The 17,711-nt window shown below is 69.0% G+C and carries 12 protein-coding genes and 3 pseudogenes; 11 read left to right on the top strand and 4 right to left on the bottom strand.

Annotated elements, in window-relative coordinates; all coding sequences use genetic code 11:
* The first annotated feature begins 147 nt into the window (after positions 1–147).
* Positions 148–1,221 carry a glycerophosphodiester phosphodiesterase family protein gene (locus tag ACF1FZ_RS15150; protein ID WP_391773833.1) on the top strand — a complete coding sequence of 358 codons (1,074 nt, stop codon included), beginning with the start codon at positions 148–150 and terminating at the stop codon, positions 1,219–1,221.
* A 649-nt stretch (positions 1,222–1,870) separates the two neighbouring features.
* Here ACF1FZ_RS15150 and ACF1FZ_RS15145 read toward each other — a convergent pair.
* A complete protein-coding gene (locus tag ACF1FZ_RS15145; RefSeq protein WP_391773832.1) occupies positions 1,871–2,479 on the bottom strand; it encodes a hypothetical protein in 609 nt (202 codons plus the stop codon).
* An 894-nt stretch (positions 2,480–3,373) separates the two neighbouring features.
* Here ACF1FZ_RS15145 and ACF1FZ_RS15140 point away from each other — a divergent pair.
* The gene (locus tag ACF1FZ_RS15140) at positions 3,374–3,736 is read left to right on the top strand and encodes a hypothetical protein (protein ID WP_391773831.1); all 363 of its coding nucleotides are present in this window, start codon (positions 3,374–3,376) and stop codon (positions 3,734–3,736) included.
* A 335-nt stretch (positions 3,737–4,071) separates the two neighbouring features.
* On the opposite strand, the gene ACF1FZ_RS15135 is transcribed toward ACF1FZ_RS15140, so the two are convergent.
* Positions 4,072–5,535: a Gfo/Idh/MocA family protein gene (locus ACF1FZ_RS15135; RefSeq protein WP_391773830.1), complete on the bottom strand. Its 1,464-nt coding sequence runs from the start codon at positions 5,533–5,535 to the stop codon at positions 4,072–4,074.
* Between the two features lie 1,022 nt (positions 5,536–6,557).
* Here ACF1FZ_RS15135 and ACF1FZ_RS15130 point away from each other — a divergent pair.
* The 6 genes and pseudogenes from ACF1FZ_RS15130 to ACF1FZ_RS15105 all read left to right on the top strand — a co-directional run bounded on the left by ACF1FZ_RS15130 (position 6,558) and on the right by ACF1FZ_RS15105 (position 13,146).
* Positions 6,558–6,761 (top strand): cold-shock protein, encoded by a 204-nt coding sequence (locus ACF1FZ_RS15130; RefSeq protein ID WP_014158060.1) that lies wholly within the window; start codon positions 6,558–6,560, stop codon positions 6,759–6,761.
* 803 nt (positions 6,762–7,564) lie between these two features.
* Positions 7,565–8,887 carry a geranylgeranyl reductase family protein gene (locus tag ACF1FZ_RS15125; RefSeq protein ID WP_391773829.1) on the top strand — a complete coding sequence of 441 codons (1,323 nt, stop codon included), beginning with the start codon at positions 7,565–7,567 and terminating at the stop codon, positions 8,885–8,887.
* Between the two features lie 12 nt (positions 8,888–8,899).
* Complete coding sequence (locus ACF1FZ_RS15120; protein ID WP_391773828.1) at positions 8,900–9,409, top strand: hypothetical protein; 510 nt, start codon at positions 8,900–8,902, stop codon at positions 9,407–9,409.
* Between the two features lie 376 nt (positions 9,410–9,785).
* Positions 9,786–10,130, top strand: a pseudogene (locus ACF1FZ_RS15115) (DUF3662 domain-containing protein); the annotation flags it as partial.
* 984 nt (positions 10,131–11,114) lie between these two features.
* Positions 11,115–12,125: a MinD/ParA family protein gene (locus ACF1FZ_RS15110; RefSeq protein ID WP_391774022.1), complete on the top strand. Its 1,011-nt coding sequence runs from the start codon at positions 11,115–11,117 to the stop codon at positions 12,123–12,125.
* A gap of 394 nt (positions 12,126–12,519) precedes the next feature.
* Positions 12,520–13,146: a hypothetical protein gene (locus ACF1FZ_RS15105; protein WP_391773827.1), complete on the top strand. Its 627-nt coding sequence runs from the start codon at positions 12,520–12,522 to the stop codon at positions 13,144–13,146.
* Between the two features lie 147 nt (positions 13,147–13,293).
* Here ACF1FZ_RS15105 and ACF1FZ_RS15100 read toward each other — a convergent pair.
* Positions 13,294–13,577 (bottom strand): annotated as a pseudogene (locus tag ACF1FZ_RS15100) (LysR family transcriptional regulator); the annotation flags it as partial.
* On the opposite strand from ACF1FZ_RS15100, the pseudogene ACF1FZ_RS15095 reads away from it, so the two are divergent.
* Positions 13,578–13,825, top strand: a pseudogene (locus ACF1FZ_RS15095) (dehydrogenase); the annotation flags it as partial. It lies immediately after the preceding pseudogene.
* A gap of 482 nt (positions 13,826–14,307) precedes the next feature.
* Positions 14,308–16,308, top strand: a complete 2,001-nt coding sequence (locus ACF1FZ_RS15090; protein ID WP_391773826.1) for an NAD-binding lipoprotein — start codon at positions 14,308–14,310, stop codon at positions 16,306–16,308.
* Positions 16,309–16,568: 260 nt separating this feature from the next.
* Here ACF1FZ_RS15090 and ACF1FZ_RS15085 read toward each other — a convergent pair whose 3' ends face one another.
* Positions 16,569–16,847: a hypothetical protein gene (locus ACF1FZ_RS15085; RefSeq protein WP_391773825.1), complete on the bottom strand. Its 279-nt coding sequence runs from the start codon at positions 16,845–16,847 to the stop codon at positions 16,569–16,571.
* A gap of 382 nt (positions 16,848–17,229) precedes the next feature.
* Here ACF1FZ_RS15085 and ACF1FZ_RS15080 point away from each other — a divergent pair, with 382 nt between their 5' ends.
* Positions 17,230–17,496: a hypothetical protein gene (locus ACF1FZ_RS15080; RefSeq protein WP_391773824.1), complete on the top strand. Its 267-nt coding sequence runs from the start codon at positions 17,230–17,232 to the stop codon at positions 17,494–17,496.
* Positions 17,497–17,711: the final 215 nt, after the last annotated feature.

The raw sequence follows: 17,711 nt of genomic DNA, 5'->3' as shown, positions 1-17,711 counted from the left end.
CGGAACTCACGGTACGGAACTGGGTCATCACCGCGGGGACGGCCTTTTCGAGGACGTTCACGATGCTCTTACCGGGACTTCGTGTGCGAGCCGGCTCCGCGGGATTGGCTTTTCGGCATCCAGTTCGACGCAACAGACGAGGCACACATGTCCCTGAGGCACGCAGTCGCCGCCCTGGCCCTCCTCCCTGCGCTCGCAGTTCCGGCGACTGCGCAGGCAGCCGCAGCCACCCACAAGCACCAGCCGGTGCGTGGGAGTGCGTTCGACCTGCAGGCCCATCGTGGAGGGCTCGGGTTGACGACGGAGGGATCCCTCGAGGGCTTCGCGAAGGCGCTGCGCCTGGGAGTGAGCACCCTGGAGCTGGACACCCAGGTCACCAAGGACCGGAGAGTCGTCGTGACTCACGACCGTCAGGTCAGTGCCCAGAAGTGCAAGGACACCGGCCCCCTGATGGCCGGCGACCCGATGTATCCGTACGTGGGGAAATACATCAAGGATCTGACGCTCGCACAGATCAAGAGCATGGACTGTGGGCACCAGCAGCTGCCGGGCTTCCCGGAGCAGGAGCGGATCAAGGGATTCCGCATGATCGAACTGAAAGATGTCCTCGACCTGGTGAGGAGCTACGGCGCCAAGCGCGTCAAGCTGAACATCGAGACGAAGGTGGAGGCCGGAGCGCCGGAGCAGACCGCGCCGCGCAAGCTCTTCGTCCGTCGTGTGTTCGAAGAGATTCACCGTTCCGGCATCGAGAAGCAGGTGTCCGTCCAGTCCTTCGACTGGGGGGCGCTGAAGGAGATGCACACGCTCGCACCGGCCTACCCTCTGGTGGCGCTGACGAACTACGACTTCCTCCAGGTGGGGAAACCCGGTGCTTCCCCCTGGCTCGGCGGGATCGACGCCGATGACTACGACGGAGACTTCGTGCGGGCCGCCGCTTCCGTCCCCGGCGTGAAAGCGCTGTCCCCGAACTACGGTTTCCCGCAGAACGGCACGATCGCGGACCCTGGTTTCCGGTTCTACCCCGGCAAGAAGATGATCCGTGATGCACACCGGCGCGGGCTGAAGGTCATTCCCTGGACCTGTGACGACCCTGCCACAGTCGAGGCGCTCATGGACATGGGCATCGACGGCATCATCACCGATTACCCCGACCGTGTGCGGGACATCATGGCTTCCCGCGGCATGCCTCTGCCCACCGCGTATCCTGCGCGACGTCACTGACGACCGGTACGCCGTCCCGCCGGGGGAGTCCCCCGCCTCGGCCGGTGGCAGTGGAGGGAAGTGGCTCGGCTCCACCCAGGAAGCCCGGCCGGCTTCGGGCTGACGGCTTGTTGACGGGGGAGCGTGTGGCCCGGCTCACCGCGAGGGCCCGCCGAAAGGCGACGCGGGGCGGAGACGTGCGTCGTACCCGGACGGGACCGGAGCGAAGGGGCCGTACTCGAGACACTGCGGACAGACGTCGGGAGAGCCCCGCACCGCTGTATCCCGACGCGGACGGGTTCCTGGCTGCCGGCCGAGCACCCGCCCGTGCGATCGGCTTCGTCATGAACCGCGGCTCCGGCCGCACCTGCGTGCACACGCCGAGCGTGGGGTACGTGCACGGGCAACCGGTGGTGCGGAAGGTGTCCATGGTCAGGGTGAGCGGCGACTGCCACCTGGGTGGCGAGGGCATGTGCGCCAGTGCCCCGGAGATCCCGCTCAGCCGTGCGACCACGGAAGTATGCGGAGTCCCGGCCCGGGCCCCGGGGGCGTCGGTACCTGGCGAGTACACGTGCGGGGGTCTGGCCGGCCGCGGGCCGGCAGGCCCGGCGACGGGCCGTGCCGCATGCCCGCTCTCGTGGTACTCCGACCACCGTTCCCCTGAGGCCAGTTACTTGACAGGTTCCCCGGTCTCCTGCCGGTCCGCAGCCGAGACAGGGCTGTAGTAGACGGAGCGGCCTTGCTTGGAGCGCTCCAGCAGCCCCTGCGCGACCCCGTGTTCAAGGGTGTTGCGCACCACGGCGACCTGAGCCGGTCGCTTGGGGTGAGCTTCGGTCAGGGCGGCGGTCACCTCGGCAGCGGACTTCGGTTCCCGCTGTTCCACGAGATACCCGGTGACCAGCTCACGCCACGTAGGCTCGCCGGTCCCCTTGGGCGTCGTCCTGTCCGCGGGAGTCTGCTGTGCAGCCCGAGCCGAAGACTTCGAGCCGCTTTCCCCCTTCTGAGCGGAGGCCTTCCCCTTCGCGCGGCGGGCGGCGGGTACGGAAGCCGCCGCCCTGCGGCCGCTGCCCTTACGAGCAACCGGCTTTCCGGCGCCACCCAGTACCTCCTGCATCTTGACCAGGATCTGCTCACCCTCCTCCAGGCGGATGAGTTCGTCCTGCAGACGCGCCAGTTCGGCACGCGCTTGGTCCTGCTCGCTCCGGTTCGCGGCGAGGTCATCGTTGATCCTCTGTGCGTAGTCTTCGCTGATGCCGGATGTAGAAGTGTTTTCGGACATGTGGTCCTCGTCTTTCGCCATGTCTCAAACGGGTATGGGCGGCTGATGCTACCCACAAACGAAGGCAACACCCCCAGTGGATGCCGATTTACTGCAGATGCGGGATCTCTCCGGCGCTCGATCACAAGGCCCTGAAGCATGCGGTTTCCAGGCGTGTGGATTTCAACGGCACGAGCTCCATGCCATGTTGGCGTGAAGTCATGTACGCGGGTTCATGAAAAGAAGACCGGTACGGCGAGTCATCGTTCGGTCCGGCCGGATGCCTGCTGGGCGGGACCGAGAGGGGAGACGGGAGCGACCGGGCCGGACCGGGGCCTGTGCCGGCACCGGTGTACCACCTGGGCGGTCCTTCCGGCCCAGGGTGGTCCCTGCTGCGGAGCCGAAGAGGTATGACCCGTGACTCCCCTGAAATCACAGGGCAGATCGTTGATACCGACGGCAGGGGGTGGCTGTGGGTATGAAGTGGCCGGCCGAGGTGCGGACGCAGTCTGCGCGAGGCTGTTCGCGCCGATCACGCCTGGGCGGCCGGAATGCCCGCAGGACCTCGGCCGACAACAACTGGACGACCGGACGGGTGTGCCGGACCCTCCCGCAGGGTGGGGGGAGTTGCCGTCCGCCGCGTGCACCTGCCGACGAGAGCGTCCGGAGGCTTGCGTGTCGAGGCCGGTGGCCCGTCAAGATCAGCGGGGTGGGAGACTGGCCGGCTGTGGGAGAGAAGAGATGACGGAGACCGACGCGCAACGGCGGCAGAGGCGCACAGCTCCGGCGGCCCTGATCATGACGGCACTGATGACAGCGGTGGTTACGGCATGTGCCCCTCCACTGCGTGACCTCGGACCTTTGCCCCCGCGGTTTTCGGGTCCGCCGCTGTCTGCGGACACGGTGGTGTCGGAGATGACGACGGTGCTGGCGGCGGAGGGCATCACGGTGAGGCGGGAGCCGTCGGCCGTTCCGGGCAGTTGCTCCGAAAGGCTTTCCGGGCGGCACGCACCCGAGACGGTGGATGCCGCACTGGAAGAGGCCTTCGCACGTGCCCGTTCCGAGCACGGCTGGCAGACCGGTCCCGACATGGGCAGCGAGACACTCACCCTGGTGAAGGGCAACTGGACGGTCACGGCCGGCTTCCCGGGGGAGCCGGCGCAAGGCGTTGAGTCACCGGTGGTCATGTCGCTGATGTGCGTGGCCGGCGAGGGTTCTCCGGCCGCACCCGCAACACCTTCTGCGCCGGCACGCACACCCGCACCGGTGTCGTCCTGAGGGCGGTTCCACCACACCGGCCGGTCGGCGCCGCTTCGGTGACGGTACGGGCCGCACCGGAGTGAACGAGGCCGTTGCGGGTGTGCGGATCCGTTGCCGGGCGCTGCCTCCGGCACTCCCGGCCGGCTTCGTCCTGCGCCCGTCCCGGTGAGGCTGCCGGAAACGGCTTTCCGGCAGCCACCGGCACCGGCTGCCCGGCCCCGAGTCAGTTCGGGCGCTTGTACGTCCACAGACCCGTATGTCCACGCGCCTGTATGGCCACCACGGCGGTCGTTGTCACAGGGGTCCGAACGGGCCGGTCTGAGGGACAGGGTGGCCGGGGCGGGCTGACAGGGTCAGGAAACCGGCGGCATGTCCGTGCTGTGCGAGTCGAGTCCGGGACGGACGTTGACCCAGCTGCCCCGAGTGAAGTCCGGGACGGCGACCGGGCGACCCTTGTTTTCCAGGGACATGACACTCAAGGGGACCGGTGCGCACCAGGAGGCCGAGTCGTACACATCGATGTCAGGCACCAGCCCCGCGCGCATCAGCTGCACCGTGCGCCACTGGAGGACGTAGTCCATGCCGCCGTGGCCGCCGTTGTTAGCGGCGTCATCGCCGATCTTCTTCCACAGCCAGTGATCGAATTCCTTGCGGTATGTGTCGAAGTCCCGCCAGGAGTGGCCGTCATGGTCCGGCTCGACGTAGATGCGTCCGCCGGTCGCCGACGTGCCGGCGTAGTCCTCGAAGATGCCGCGACTGCCGGCAAGCGTGTTGATACGGCTGTACGGACGGGGCGAACTCACGTCGTGCTCGGCCCGGATGGTTCTGCCCCTGGCGGTCTCGATCGCGCAACTGACCAGGTCGCCGTTGATGTACGTCTCACGCCACGACGGGTGGGACTTGGGTATGAAGCGCTCCCGGTAGTCGGCGAGTCCCTTCGGTGCGGTCGCGGTCGCCTTCAGCGTCGTCATGCGGTCGCCGCGGTTGATGTCCATGGCGGCGGCGATCGGCGCCAGGCCGTGCATGGCGTAGAAGGAAGCGGTGCTGCGGGTGTGCCAGCGCCGACGCCACGCGTCGGTGTAGTAGGTGTCGGAGAAGAGCAGCTCGCGCAGGTCGTGCAGGTAACCGCCGTGGCCGTTCGTGACATCGCCGAACAGGCCCTCGTGCGCCATCCTGAGCATGGCCAGCTCGTTACGGCCGTAACTGCAGTTCTCCGAGAGCATCAGGTTCTTGCGGGTACGCTCCGAGGTGTCCACGAGGTCCCACAACTCGTGCAGTTCGGTCGCTATCGGCAGTTCGACGACGACGTGCTTGCCGGACAGCAGTGCGGCTCTGCCCTGTTCGTAGTGAAACTCCCACGGCGTGGCGATGTAGACGAGGTCGATGTCATCGCGCCGCAGCATCCTGGCGTACGCTTCCGCCGATCCGCCGTACTCCGCGGGTCGGGGGAAGCCCGCGGCCGCCAGACCGTCAGCCGTGCGCTTGGCGCGGTCGGCACGGATGTCGCAGACAGCCGTGACGACGCATCCAGGGACGACGGACCAGCCCGTGGTCATGCCGGAACCCCGGTTGCCGAGCCCGATCACGCCGACCCGGACCCTCTTGTAAGGGGCGAACGGTACGTTGATCATCGACTTCTGGCCGGGGTGGCGGCGAGGGGGTGCGGCCGCCGGATCCGCTCCCGCTCCTGATGCCGACGGCGTCGTACTCGTGGCCGCAGTCGCACCGGCGGCCGAGCCGAAGCCGGCCGCGACGGCTCCCGTGGCCAGTGTGCCTCCGAGTAGCAAGCGGCGTGAGAGGGCGGAGATTTCGGGCATGGCGAGACACTCCTCAATGCGTGACCGACAGCACTGGCGGGGACGACTCTGGCCATGACGTCGGTGTGTGTCAATAGATGCTCGAAAGAACAGGGTTACGAACAAAATCAAGCATTCAATTGCGAAGAGCTGCGCGCCGCCGGTATGTCCAAGTACCCCACTGTCTGCTGGCGGCCATGGGGACGTGGTTCACCGGTGCGGTGACGCAATCCGTGAGGGCCCTGACGGGGGAGAGGCCATGAGCGCCAGCCGACTGGAAACGCGTGTGCCTCAGCAAACGTCCTGCCTCGGCGCATCCCCGATCTGCGGCCGGCTCCACGCCCGGGTGGTACCTGCCCTCGTCGAGATTCCCGGCATGCTCTTACGGTGACCACCCGCGTACCAGGGAAGGAGGTGAGCGAGTCGAACGGAGCTTCGTCAGGACCTCCGGTCGCCGGGTGATCCGCCTCCGCCGCACACATGCTGGTGAGGACCGTCACCGGCTCCGTACCGGATGACATCGGCATGCCGCCGACGTGATCCGGGAGGACACGTTTTGCTCGAGGGAACCGAACCTCGTCGTGCGGCACGATCAGCAATGTCCGCAACAGGACCTGGGACCGGCACACGGCCTTGCGGCCCCTGTCCTGCGCGCACGACCTCGAAGGCGTCAGGTGTGATTCCGTCTCGGGCGCCAGGAGCGCGCAGGCCGGGTGACACCAAGCCGAGTGGAGGCCGGCGCCCACCGTGACCTGTGGATCCATCATGATCATTCGTCGGGCAGGGGGCTTGACGACTCGGTGACGACGACCTGGGTTCGCACCAAGTCGTGTGCCGTAGGAGTGAGTCGGATCCACCGGATGTACACATCGTGTCGTTGCTCTCTGGTGGGGGCCGGTTTCGCCATGTAGCGTCATCGTCAGATGTCGTGGTCCGCCGTACCTGCCCGCGCTTCGGCGCGGGCGTTCTGCTGTGCCGGTCCGGGCCACTACGTCCCCGGGACCGCGTGGTGCGGATCCGGATATCAACGGGAAGGCATGAGCATGGCCAGCGGAACCGTCAAGTGGTTCAACGCCGAAAAGGGTTTCGGCTTCATCCAGCAGGACGGCGGCGGGCCGGACGTCTTCGCGCACTACTCCGCCATCAACGCCACCGGCTTCCGGGAGCTCCAGGAAGGCCAGGCCGTCACCTTCGACGTCACTCAGGGCCAGAAGGGCCCGCAGGCGGAGAACATCACGACTGCCTGACCCGGTAGGTCGAGGTCGCCCAGGCCCCGGACAGCGCGATCCGGGGGCCTGGTGCCGGCTTCAGCCGCTGCGGGTGTCCGTGAGGAGCGGCCAGGTTCGTGCCGACTCCGCGCCGGACGAGGAGCGTTCAGCTTGAAGCGGTCTCGCGCTCGGGCACCTTGCCGGCAGTTCCACAGCGGCCTCGACGTGGTCGGCCCCGGGCGCGAGGGCGGCACCGCGATGCTCCTCCTGGTCGGCCGGGTGCCGCAGTTCGCGGCTCACCGGGCCGAGTTCGGCAAGCATCGTCGGCGGCGTGGTCTTCGTACGGCAGACGGCCGGAACGCAGCGACCAGGGCCGGGTCCATGTCCCGGCCGGCCACCAGGCCGGAAGGCCTAGACGTATGGCCCCGCAGGTGCGGTGCTCGAGCCCGTTCCGTCGGCTCCCCGCATCAACACCGTGACCGTCACGGCTCGGGCGCGGTGGGAGCTCTTGTTCCGGAGGACAGTCCGACCACGCGCTGTGTGAACACCGTCATGCCGGCCGCCTCACGGCCATGGGACTCCGCCAGGCTTCCCACCAGGGTGCCGGAGGCTGCTGGCGGCCCTGCCCCGATGCGTGTGAGCGTGAACTGCGCCGGAGGAAGTCGGCGTACGCCGGTGCGGGTCTCGGCCGGGTACTCCTCGCGACCTGATCGAGGGGATGCCCGGGGCTCGGACCGGGTATGTGCTCCGTGCGTAGCCCGCAGTCCGGTCTGCGGAGCGAACCACCGTGCCGGCGTCACGTCGGACGGCCTGACACGCCCCACGCACCGAGGAGTCAGCAAGTGGCGACAGACGAGGGTGTGGATTCCGGCGATGACCGGGCGCAGGTGATCGTGGTGGGCGCGGGTCCCGCGGGCTCGGCTGCGGCGTTGTACCTGGCGCGGGCCGGCGTGGACGTACTGCTGCTCGAGAAGGGCTCCTTCCCCCGGGACAAGGTGTGCGGGGACGGGCTCACTCCTCGAGGCGTACAGCAACTGGTGCGCATGGGTGTCGACGTCGACGCTCCGGGCTGGATGCGGACCAAGGGCATGCGGTGGGTGTGCGCAGGGCGCCAAGTCCACATCGACTGGCCCCGCTCGGGCAGCCATCCGGACTTCGGCCTCACTCGCTCCCGGCACGACTTCGACGACATCCTGGTCCGCCACGCCGTGGCCGCCGGAGCACGGTTGTGCCTGGAGACGAGGGCAACGGGCCCTCTGACCGACCGTGCCGGACGCATCGTCGGCGTGAGCACCGTCGTAGGACCCGAGAAGCAGCCGAAGAACTACTACGCCCCCGTGGTGATCGCGGCCGACGGCGCCTCCGCCCGGACTGCCCTGGCCATGGGGCTGGAGCGGGACCCGGGCAAGCCGATGGCGACTGCCGCCCGCCGCTATTACCGCAGTGAAGTCCGTACCCACGACCCCTACCTGGAGCTGTGGGCCGATCTGCTCTGTTCCCGTACCGGCCGCGACCTTCCGGGGTACGGATGGATCTTCCCGCTGGGGGACGGCCGTGTGAACGTCGGTCTGGGCGCCCTCCCGCACCGCGGTCACGGAGCGGTCGACCTGCGGGCCACCATGGACCAGTGGCTGACCCGGATGCCTCCGCACTGGGAGCTGCGGGAGGAGAACGCCGTCTCGCCACTGCGCAGCGCCGCGCTGCCCATGGGTTTCAACCGCAGACCACAGTACCGGCGCGGACTGATCCTGGTCGGCGACAGCGGCGGCATGGTCAGTCCATGGAGCGGTGAAGGCATAGTCCAGGCCATGGAAGCAGGGGAGATCGCCGCCGAGACCGTCGCACTCGCCCTGCACCGGCCGGCCGGGGCCGGACGTGAACAGGCTCTACATCGGTACGTGAGCGAAGTGAACCGCCGCTGGGGCCGTTACTACCGGCTCGGCAACACCGTCGCCGACCTGGTGTTCGCCCGCTACGGCTACCGTCCGCTTCTCAACCGCCGTGTCATGGCATCGCCCGCTCTGGTGAACACGCTCGCCCGGCTGCTGACACACGGAACCGACGCGCCCTCCGACGACCTGATCGACACCGTCGTCCACGGCCTCGTACGGATGGTCCCCGCACCGAGCCGACGCGCGCGGATCATGGACGCGCGTCGCCGGTAACCGCTGAAGCATGTGTTCCTCGGCGCCGGCGGACTGCTCGCCGTGCTGTCGGCCGAGCAACTCGGTGCCGAGCGGATCGTTCTCATGGACCGGTACAAGAGCCGTGCCGGCCCCGGCCGCTTCTTCGGCGCCGCCGACGTCATCGCTGGACACGGGCACGAGGGCATCACCCGCATCCGTGAACTGACAGGGGTTACGGCACCCTGTCCGCACCCGAAGCCGCCGGGCACCTGGCCGCACCAGATGGTTCCGGTGTCCCCGTCCCGGCGGAGTCATCAGCCGCGCCGGTGTCCCGCAGCGCGAGGAAGTCCCGTCGGCTTCGGCAGCCTCTTCGGCCCGGACGCCACCCTGACGGGACCCGCGCCCACCCGCACCTGCATGGACGAACTACTCCCCGCTGTCCCGGGCGGTGTCGTCGAGCCCGGCCGGGTATCCGACCGCACAGGCGCCCTGGAGCAGATCCCCGGGGGCTGCGGCGCCATGGAGCAGCACGAAGCTCTCAAGGTTCTCGTCACGCCCTGACCGGACGCCACCGGCCCCGGCGCAGTCAGGGACCGCATCGCAACGGAAGCCGCACGCGGCCCCGCGTCACACCCCGGGTGCCTGCGCTTTTCCGGTTCCGGGACAGGGGCCGTGAACTCGCGCGATCCTCACCCTCGCTTGTCCTGTTGCCCAGGGAACCGGCCCCACCGCTTTCTTGTAGGCCGTCAGGAGGGCCCGCGTGACGGGCCGGCTTTCGCTCCGGATCCCCGTGAGGGCCCGGACCCGTTGTGACCGTGCCTCGTACCGGCCCGTCGGATCCGGGCATCGGCCGAAGCGGGCGACTGCGGGGACGATCGGGTGAATCGCGGCGACACTCCGCAGCAAGGAGCGAATTCTGGCTAGAAAGCCCCCGTCAGTGAACGCACATTCGCTCAAATGGCGGGCGATCCGTACTGGAAGGCTGACAGTGGGAACGCTGAACAAGCTGGAGCAGCGCTTCGAGGCCTGGGTCAACGGTGCCTTCGCCAGAGCCTTCAAGTCTGCGGTCCAACCCCTGGAATTCGTCGGCGCCCTCCGGCGCGAGTGCGATGTCAATGCCAGGATCTGGAGTCACGACCGTACGGTCGTGCCCAACAGCTTCGTCATCGAGCTCAACACCGACGATCACGCATTGCACAGTACATGCCTCGTCATGCTCGGCGAGGAACTCGTCGAAAAGGTGCGCGACTACGCGGAATCGCAGCTCTACTCCTTCGTGGGCCCTCTGAAGGTCCAGTTGCAGTGCGCGGACGACCTGGAGACCGGGCGGTACCGGGTGAGAAGCCGGATCGAGATCCCTCCGAACGTCCAGCAGGCCATGGACATCGCCGAACGTCGCGCAACGGCGGCGAGCGAGTGGGGCGGTCATGGAAAAACCGTGACCTGGAGGAAGCCGCCGCGAACCTCGGACGGGGGGAAGCAAGTGCTGACCGTGGAACAGTTCATAGAGCATGAGCTGTCGGTCGACAACAACGGCATGTTGGTTCGAAAAAACTTTCGGTCAGCCACCAAGTCGTCGCAGCCTCAGAGCGTGAGGGGTCCCGGTGCGAAGGGTGCTGACGCCTCCGAACTGATCCCTTCCGGGCACAGGTCCCCACCCCGCCCGCACGGGTTCGGGGGCGGGCCTCCGGGTGGACCCGTGCCAGGGGCCGCCCGGCCGAAGACACATGCACCTGAGGTCCGGAAACGCCTCTCCACCGGCCAGTCACAGCTGTCTGCGCCCGATGCCTCGGACTGCTCCCGCGAAGACGTGTCCAGCCCACCAGAAGATCACGGTAGATCGGCGACGGAGGTCTCCCGTCGCCGACGCGCCGAACCCGTGCCCAGGAGTGCTTCGAGATCATGGAAAGGACTGAACAGCATGACTCATGACCGTGACGTCAGTGTCGGCCACCCTGCACCCGGTGGGAGAGAGGACAGGTCGGAGGCCTTCGGAGGTCCCAGGCAGCAGGACCGGTACGCAGCGAGCCAGTCCCAGGGGGCCGCCCCGAGGGAGTCCCGGCCGCCGGTGCGGGCGGCTGACGAGATCGTCCGGACCGGATTCGGGCCCCAGACGCCTTTCGGGGAGTCCGTTGCCAGCCATGCGGGCGGGACCCCTCCGTCACGCCAGTACGCAGGGGAATCGCAGCCACGGTTCGCTGACGGGCCACCGGTCGACCACCGCGCGGCGCCACCTTACGCACCTGCGGCTCCCTACACCCCGCCGATGCCTGATCACCCGGAGCATGGCAGTGCGTTGGGGCCCAGTTCGTCGGCCGAGCTCTCGGCCGACCGTCTCCTGCGTAACAGGTCCGGCGTCCGGAGCGGTCTCAAGAAGTTGCGTCTCGGCGGAAGGAGCGCCGAACGGGTGCGGCAGCAGAAGCTGGCTGTACTCCGGACCCCGGTGATGGACTGTTACAAGATCGCCGTCATCAGCCTGAAGGGCGGGGTCGGTAAGACCACCACCACGGCCGCTGTGGGCGCGATGCTCGCCACCGAACGCCAGGACCGGGTCGTGGCGATCGACGCGAACCCCGACGCCGGCACACTCAGCCGCCGGGTGCGCCGGGAGACGAACGCGACCATTCGTGACCTCGTGGCTGATCTCTCCAGCCTGCCCAATTACATGGCGGTGCGACGCTACACGTCCCAGTCCCCGAGCGGCCTGGAGGTTCTCGCCAACGACGTGGACCCAGCCGTCTCCACGGCATTCAACGACGAGGACTACCGCAAGGTCGTCGGCTGCCTCGGGCAGCACTACCCGATCATTCTGACGGATTCCGGCACCGGTCTGCTCCACAGTGCCATGGGGGGCGTCCTGGACCTCGCCGATCAGCTGATCATCGTCGCGACATCCAGCGTGGACGGCGCTGCCAGTGCGAGCGCCACTCTGGACTGGCTCCATGCCCATGGGTACGCGGACCTCGTCCAGCGGAGCATCACCGTGGTGTCCGAAGCGCGCAAGACCGGCAAGATCGTCAAACTGAACGATGTGGTGGCGCATTTCCGTTCCCGTTGCCGGGGTGTGGTGATGATCCCCTTCGACGAACACCTCGCCGCGGGGGCGGAGGTCGACCTGGCCAGGATGAAGGCGCAGACCCGCGAGGCCTACTTCAACCTGGCGACGCTCGTGGCCGCCGACTTCCACCGTACCCAGCCCTCTCCCGTCGGCTGGCCCGCGTTTCCGCACTCGGGGTACAACCCGGCCAGCGTCTTCTCGGCTCCTGTCTGGAACTGAGCCCCTGTTCTCCCGGGTATGGGCATGTGGCCGCGCCGCGGGCCTGCGCCGCCGCCGAACGGCCCCTGCCCGTCCGGCCCGTCTCCGCGGCGAGCGCGTACGGGCGGGCAGGCCCCGTCCCGCCGGTAGCAGCCGGATCGGCGGCTACCGGACGATCGGCCTGTTCCACGGCATCTACGGCAAGAGACGCGGCAGCTTGCCGATCGGCATCCGAGCACTGCCGGTCACGTCGACAGCGAGCGTTGACCGGCGGGCTTCAAGAAGGGTGGTGGAGGCGTTGACGCAGGAAGGGGATGAGGGCGTTGACGTAAACATAACGACAGAGAGCACTGCCGCCATATGGATTTGACAGCTTCCCTTGTCGCGTATCGTCTTTGGTAGGTATGTTTGTCGCATGGATGATGCTGTGGTGATCCCGACCCCTGAGAAGACCGACGAGAACTTCTGGGCCACCGTCGTGACTCCGGTGGAGCCGGCCTGGAAGGAGCCCGCCGAGGACGACGCGTTCGCCATGGATGACGAAGTGCTCGACGCGGCTCGCGCACTGGCGGAGCGGATTTCGACACGTGCACTGGCCTATCGCGCCGCCGGCAAGTCCTTCGATCCCGCACTCATGGCCGCGCCGGATGTCCAACTGGCGCTGCTGCGGGCACTGTACGAGGCCAAGCAGTCCGTCGACCGGCTGGCGGAAAGCGCCGCGACCGTGGCCGGCCGTGGTGGAGCCAGCTACGCCCAGCTGGGTGCGGCCTGGGGCGGCATCAAACGTCAGTCCGCTCGTCTCAAATGGCCCCACGCCGTGGTCAAGAGGGCCGCCAGCGAGTCCATTCCGCTTCGCTACGCGGGCGGCGCGGCTGTTATCCACCACGACCCGGGTGCTGACGCCTGGTGGTACACAGCCACCGCTGCAGACCAGCGGGGTGAGGAGTCCGAGGCCGTTCACCCCACCTCCACCGAGGCCATCGCGCGGGCCACGGAGTTCCTCCTGGCGCACGCTCATCCCACCCGGCACCCCTCCGCGTGACGCTGACCGCGCCTTCACTTCCACCTCTGCGCCGAGCTCCGGCCGAGCGGTCCCCGGGCCCGTCCGCAGGCGCATGGGATGCGGAGGCATTGCGGCGAAAGGCCCCGGTGCCTGCATGCCACGGCTTCCACCAGGGTGACGAGGACACAGGCGTGTCGCAGTCCGGACGAGGTCGGCGACCGCTCTGGACCGGCTGTGCGGTGGCCGGGCGATCACGGTGGTGACCGGCGGCACGCCCAGCACGGGCACGGAGGTGAGGTCACTGTGGAGCTGGGCCCGGCACGACTGCGGTGAGATCGCGCACGCACGGCCGAGCCCGGTCAACTGCAGCAGCTGCGCGTGGTCCCGCACCTGCGGGCCCGGGCCGGGCGGGCGCCGTCGGGGCCGGGCCAGCGCGGCAGGGGCAGGTCCGGCAACGCGGTGATGTCGGCGTGGCCGTGGCATACGCGCCGTCGAAGACTTTCCTGAACGCCGTCACCCTGCAGTACGCCCGGGAGCTGAGCGACACGAACATCCTGATCAACGCCGGATGTCCCGGTTTCGTCGCGGCCGACCTCAACGGGTTCCGCGGAGTGCGTGCCCCGGACAGGGTGCGGCGATCGCCATCGAGTTCGCGACCCTGTCCGACGACGGCCCGACCGGAAGGTTCTTCGAGGACGCCGGAGAGGTGCCCTGGTGAAGTGCGCGGGAGCCATCGGTGCCGGGGCAGTGCTCCGCGCCGCTTCGGAGCAGCACTCCGGTCGGCGAAGCCGAAGCCGGGCGCTGCCACCCGGCGTCGTCGCCGTCGGCCCTGTGCCCCGGCAACATGCCCGAGGAGAACCGCTCCGGTGAGCGAGGGACCTCCAGCGACGCAGTCAGCGCCCCGGCCCTCGGCCCTGTGGATGGCACCCCAGCCATCCGATCGCATCACTGCCCTGCACAAGGGCAGCGTGTCACCCGTCCCCGGTAACCCCCACCGACAGCCGGAGGAACCGGGTCGATCCATCGGAGGGTTCGTCGGCGGACCGGCTGTGACGACCGGTCGGGCAGACCGGTGTTCCGGGGGCAGGTGCTCCGTGGAACCGGCCCGGCACCCGGCCCCGCTCATGGCCGTGGATCTCGAAAGGATGAACCCAGGCCGGTTTCCACGTGCCGGGGGCGGCGAACTCCCACGCTGCTGCTGTGCAGAAGACAAGTGGCGGTACGGGCCGGCGTCCACGCCCCGGCAGCGCCCGGGTGGGGAAGCAGAGGCAACCGCAGGAAGCTCAGCGTCATCCGGTGCGCCCCGGAGCGGGCGCCGGGCGCCGGGCTCCCCTTGACGAGCAGGTGCGGTACTGGTTCGACAACACGCTGGCAGGCGGGGTGGCCGCCCTCATCGGATGGCTCGCCGTCGCCTGCCTGGCCATCGTGGTCCCTCTGAGCGCGGTTCTGGTCTGGACGGACGACAGGGCGCCCGCCGCCCTCCGGGGCAAGACCGCTGAGGTGTGGCGGACCGTCGGCCAGACGCTCCGGCTGGGCGGTGAGGTCGGGTCACCGCTGCGTGTTGCCCTGTCGGTATTGCTCGCCCTCGTCGCCCTCTTCTACGTCTCCACCCTCGTCAGTCTCATCACCGCTGCGATCACCGAGAAGCTCGTCGCTCTCCGGCTGGGGCACTCCACGGTCCTGGAGGAAGGGCACACCGTCGTACTCGGCTGGTCCGCCCAGATCCACACGGTGGTGACCGAGCTCGTCGCCGCGAACGCCAACCAACGGCAGGGCGCGATCGCGGTGCTGGCCGACCGGGACAAGACAGAGATGGAGGAGGCACTGAGTGCCGAAGTGGGCAGCACCGGACGCACACGAATCATCTGCCGCAACGGCCGGCCCACCGATCCCGCCGCGCTGGTGCGGGTCAGTCCCGGCACGGCCGATGTCGTCCTGGTCCTTCCGCGCGACGAGCCGGACGAGGACGCGGAGATCGTCAAAACCCTGCTGGCCCTCCGGGCCGCGGTCGACGACGACTGCCGGGTGCGGACGGTGGCCGTGGTCCGCGACGAGCGTTACCGACTCGCCGCCCGGCTCGCGGCAGGACCGGACGCAGTCGTCCTCGAGGTCGACGACATCACCGCCCGCCTGGTGTCGCAGTGCGTCAGGCAACCCGGCCTCTCGCTCGTCTATCAGGAACTGCTCGACTTCGCCGGGGACGAGTTCTACGTCATCGACGCTCCGGCACAAGCCGGCCGGACCTTCGGTCAAACGCTGCTGACCTACCAGAACGCCAGCGTGGTCGGCGTCGTGCACGCGGATGGCACCGTGCGGCTGAATCCGGCACCCGGCACGGTCGTGCGTCCCGGGGAACGGCTCGTCGTCATCGCGCAGGACGACGACACCGCAACACCGGCCGACGCCCCTGCGGCCTTCGACGAATCGGTGATCGTGTCCCGCCCGCCGACGCCGGCGCGCCCCCAACGGCTGCTCCTCCTGGGGTGGAACCGCCGGGCAGGACGCATCGTCGCCCACCTGTCCGGCCACACCACGGCAGATTCTGTTCTCCATGTCGTGGCCGCCGGGGGAGAGCTGACGGGCGCGGAGGTACGGGACGCGGCCGCCGGTGCCACCGGCCTCGGCGTCACCTTCCATCCGGGAGACCCCACCCTGCCCGAGACGGTGAACCGTCTGGACGCGACCGGTTACGACGGTGTCATCGTCCTTGGACCCGACCGTTCGGCCGGCAGTGGGTCTCCGGATGACCGGGCGCTGGTCACGCTGCTGCTCCTGCGCGCCCTCGAACGCGGCTCGGGAAGTCCGATCGCCGTGGTCACCGAGATGACCGACGACCGCAACCGGACGATCGCGCCGTTCGGGCCCGGTGCCGACTTCGTCGTCAGCGGCAAGCTGATCGGACAGCTGATGGCCCAGATCTCCCAGAACTGGCGTCTCGCCGTCATCTTCGAGGACCTCCTCGCTCCCGACGGAAACGGTATCCACCTCAGGCCTGCGGGTGACTACGTCAGGGAAGGGCATCAGGCCTCCTTCGCCACCGTCGTGGAGTCCGCGTCACGACGGGGGGAGTGTGCCATCGGCTACCGGATTCGCGACCGAGAGACGGACAAGCCTGACCACGGGGTACGTGTCAATCCCCTCAAGACGGAAGTCCGGCGCTGGATGGCGGACGACGACATCATCGTGATCACCGCACATTGACCGCGCAGCCGAACTGCTTCCGGAGGAGGGAGCGTATCCCGGCCCAGGCCTCCTCTCCCGGAGAGGGGGCACGGCCATGGGTGCGGCTCCGGCATCGGCCGTACCTGCCGGAACCTCCGGTTCAGGGAACCGCCCTGCCGATCATGGCCGGCAGTCTCCCGGGATGACTGCGACCCTCGACGAAACCGTCCGCACGCGGTTGCGAGCCCACCCCCGCACCCGGTACGCCGGCGTCGCGTTCGCCGAGGGAGCACCCCAGGTCAGCCGAGGCGGGTGGATCCGGAGGGGAAGGGCGAACCGGCGTTCAACACGTGGGTGGGCCGTGTGAAGGAGGAGGACCCGCGCAGCACCCCCGCGTCCACCTCCCGCACGCAGACGGCGCCGGTCTCTCCGGCCGAGTACAGACCAGTGGCGAGGTGGTCCGCCTTCATGGGCGCGGCTGTCACGCCCGTATACGCACCGGACCGGCCGTCGACACCGCGCAGGCCGCCGCAGGCCGCCGCGGGCCTCTCGTTCCGAAGTGCTGCCGGAGCGATCATGGCCAGGCGTGATCTCCTTGGAACCGGACCGTCGACACGCCCGGCCCCCGGGGCCCCGGGCCGGCCCGCCGCGCCCATGCGGCCCGCGTGCTCCGAGCCACTGCTCGCGGCCGGGGCCGGCCCGGCCTTCCGGGCGGTGGCTGCTCGATGTGGGCGCTTGAGGCGGCGCGAGTAGGCTGGTACTACCGCCTCACGACGGCATCCGGCTTCCCGCCGGGACCGTCGAAGGGCGGGGGCGGGTAGGGCGGCAGGAGCCGGTACGGAGCGGTGGAAGGCAGGACCGCATGACCGGACAGGCGTCGTCCGGGATGCAGAGGGTACCCGAGGTGCGAAACCTGCCCGCCCCGCACCAGAACGGGCGGGCACCGACGGGAGTGACGACATGACCGATCGCAGGCCCCAGGGAACCGCCTACACCGGGGCGGAGGGCAGCCCGCCGCCCATACCCGCCGACATGCCCGACCAGCAGGTCCAGAAGGGCGAGGACGCTCTCGACGTGGTCCTCCCGCCGGATTCGGAACGCCGCGGGGAGAAGCCGGACTCCGAGGCCGGCAAGCCCGACCCCGACGAAGCTGGCTCGGGCCGCAGCGCCGCCCGTAACGCCGGAGTCCATCCGGAGCACCCCACCCCGGACGAGCCGACGGGGTGACTCCCGCTCGGCACGGGTGAGTGCCCGTTCCGCAAGGCGCGGGCACTCGTGGCGAGCAGCCGAGACGAATCCCACGGTGCGGCACGTGAGCGGCGTCCCTCCCAGAAGTACGTTGCCACCTCCGCCAGAAGGTCCCTGCCCGACACCCTCACCCCACGTGCGCACGGGTGGGCCTCAGGGCACACTGGCTGGAACACGGCAGTTCGGAGAGGCCT

This window comes from Streptomyces sp. NPDC014623 (assembly GCF_043088245.1).
In the GTDB taxonomy this organism is placed as follows: Bacteria; Actinomycetota; Actinomycetes; order Streptomycetales; family Streptomycetaceae; genus Streptomyces.
The sequence above is the reverse complement of the archived record's forward strand: the minus strand, read 5'-3'. Positions and strand labels throughout refer to the sequence as shown.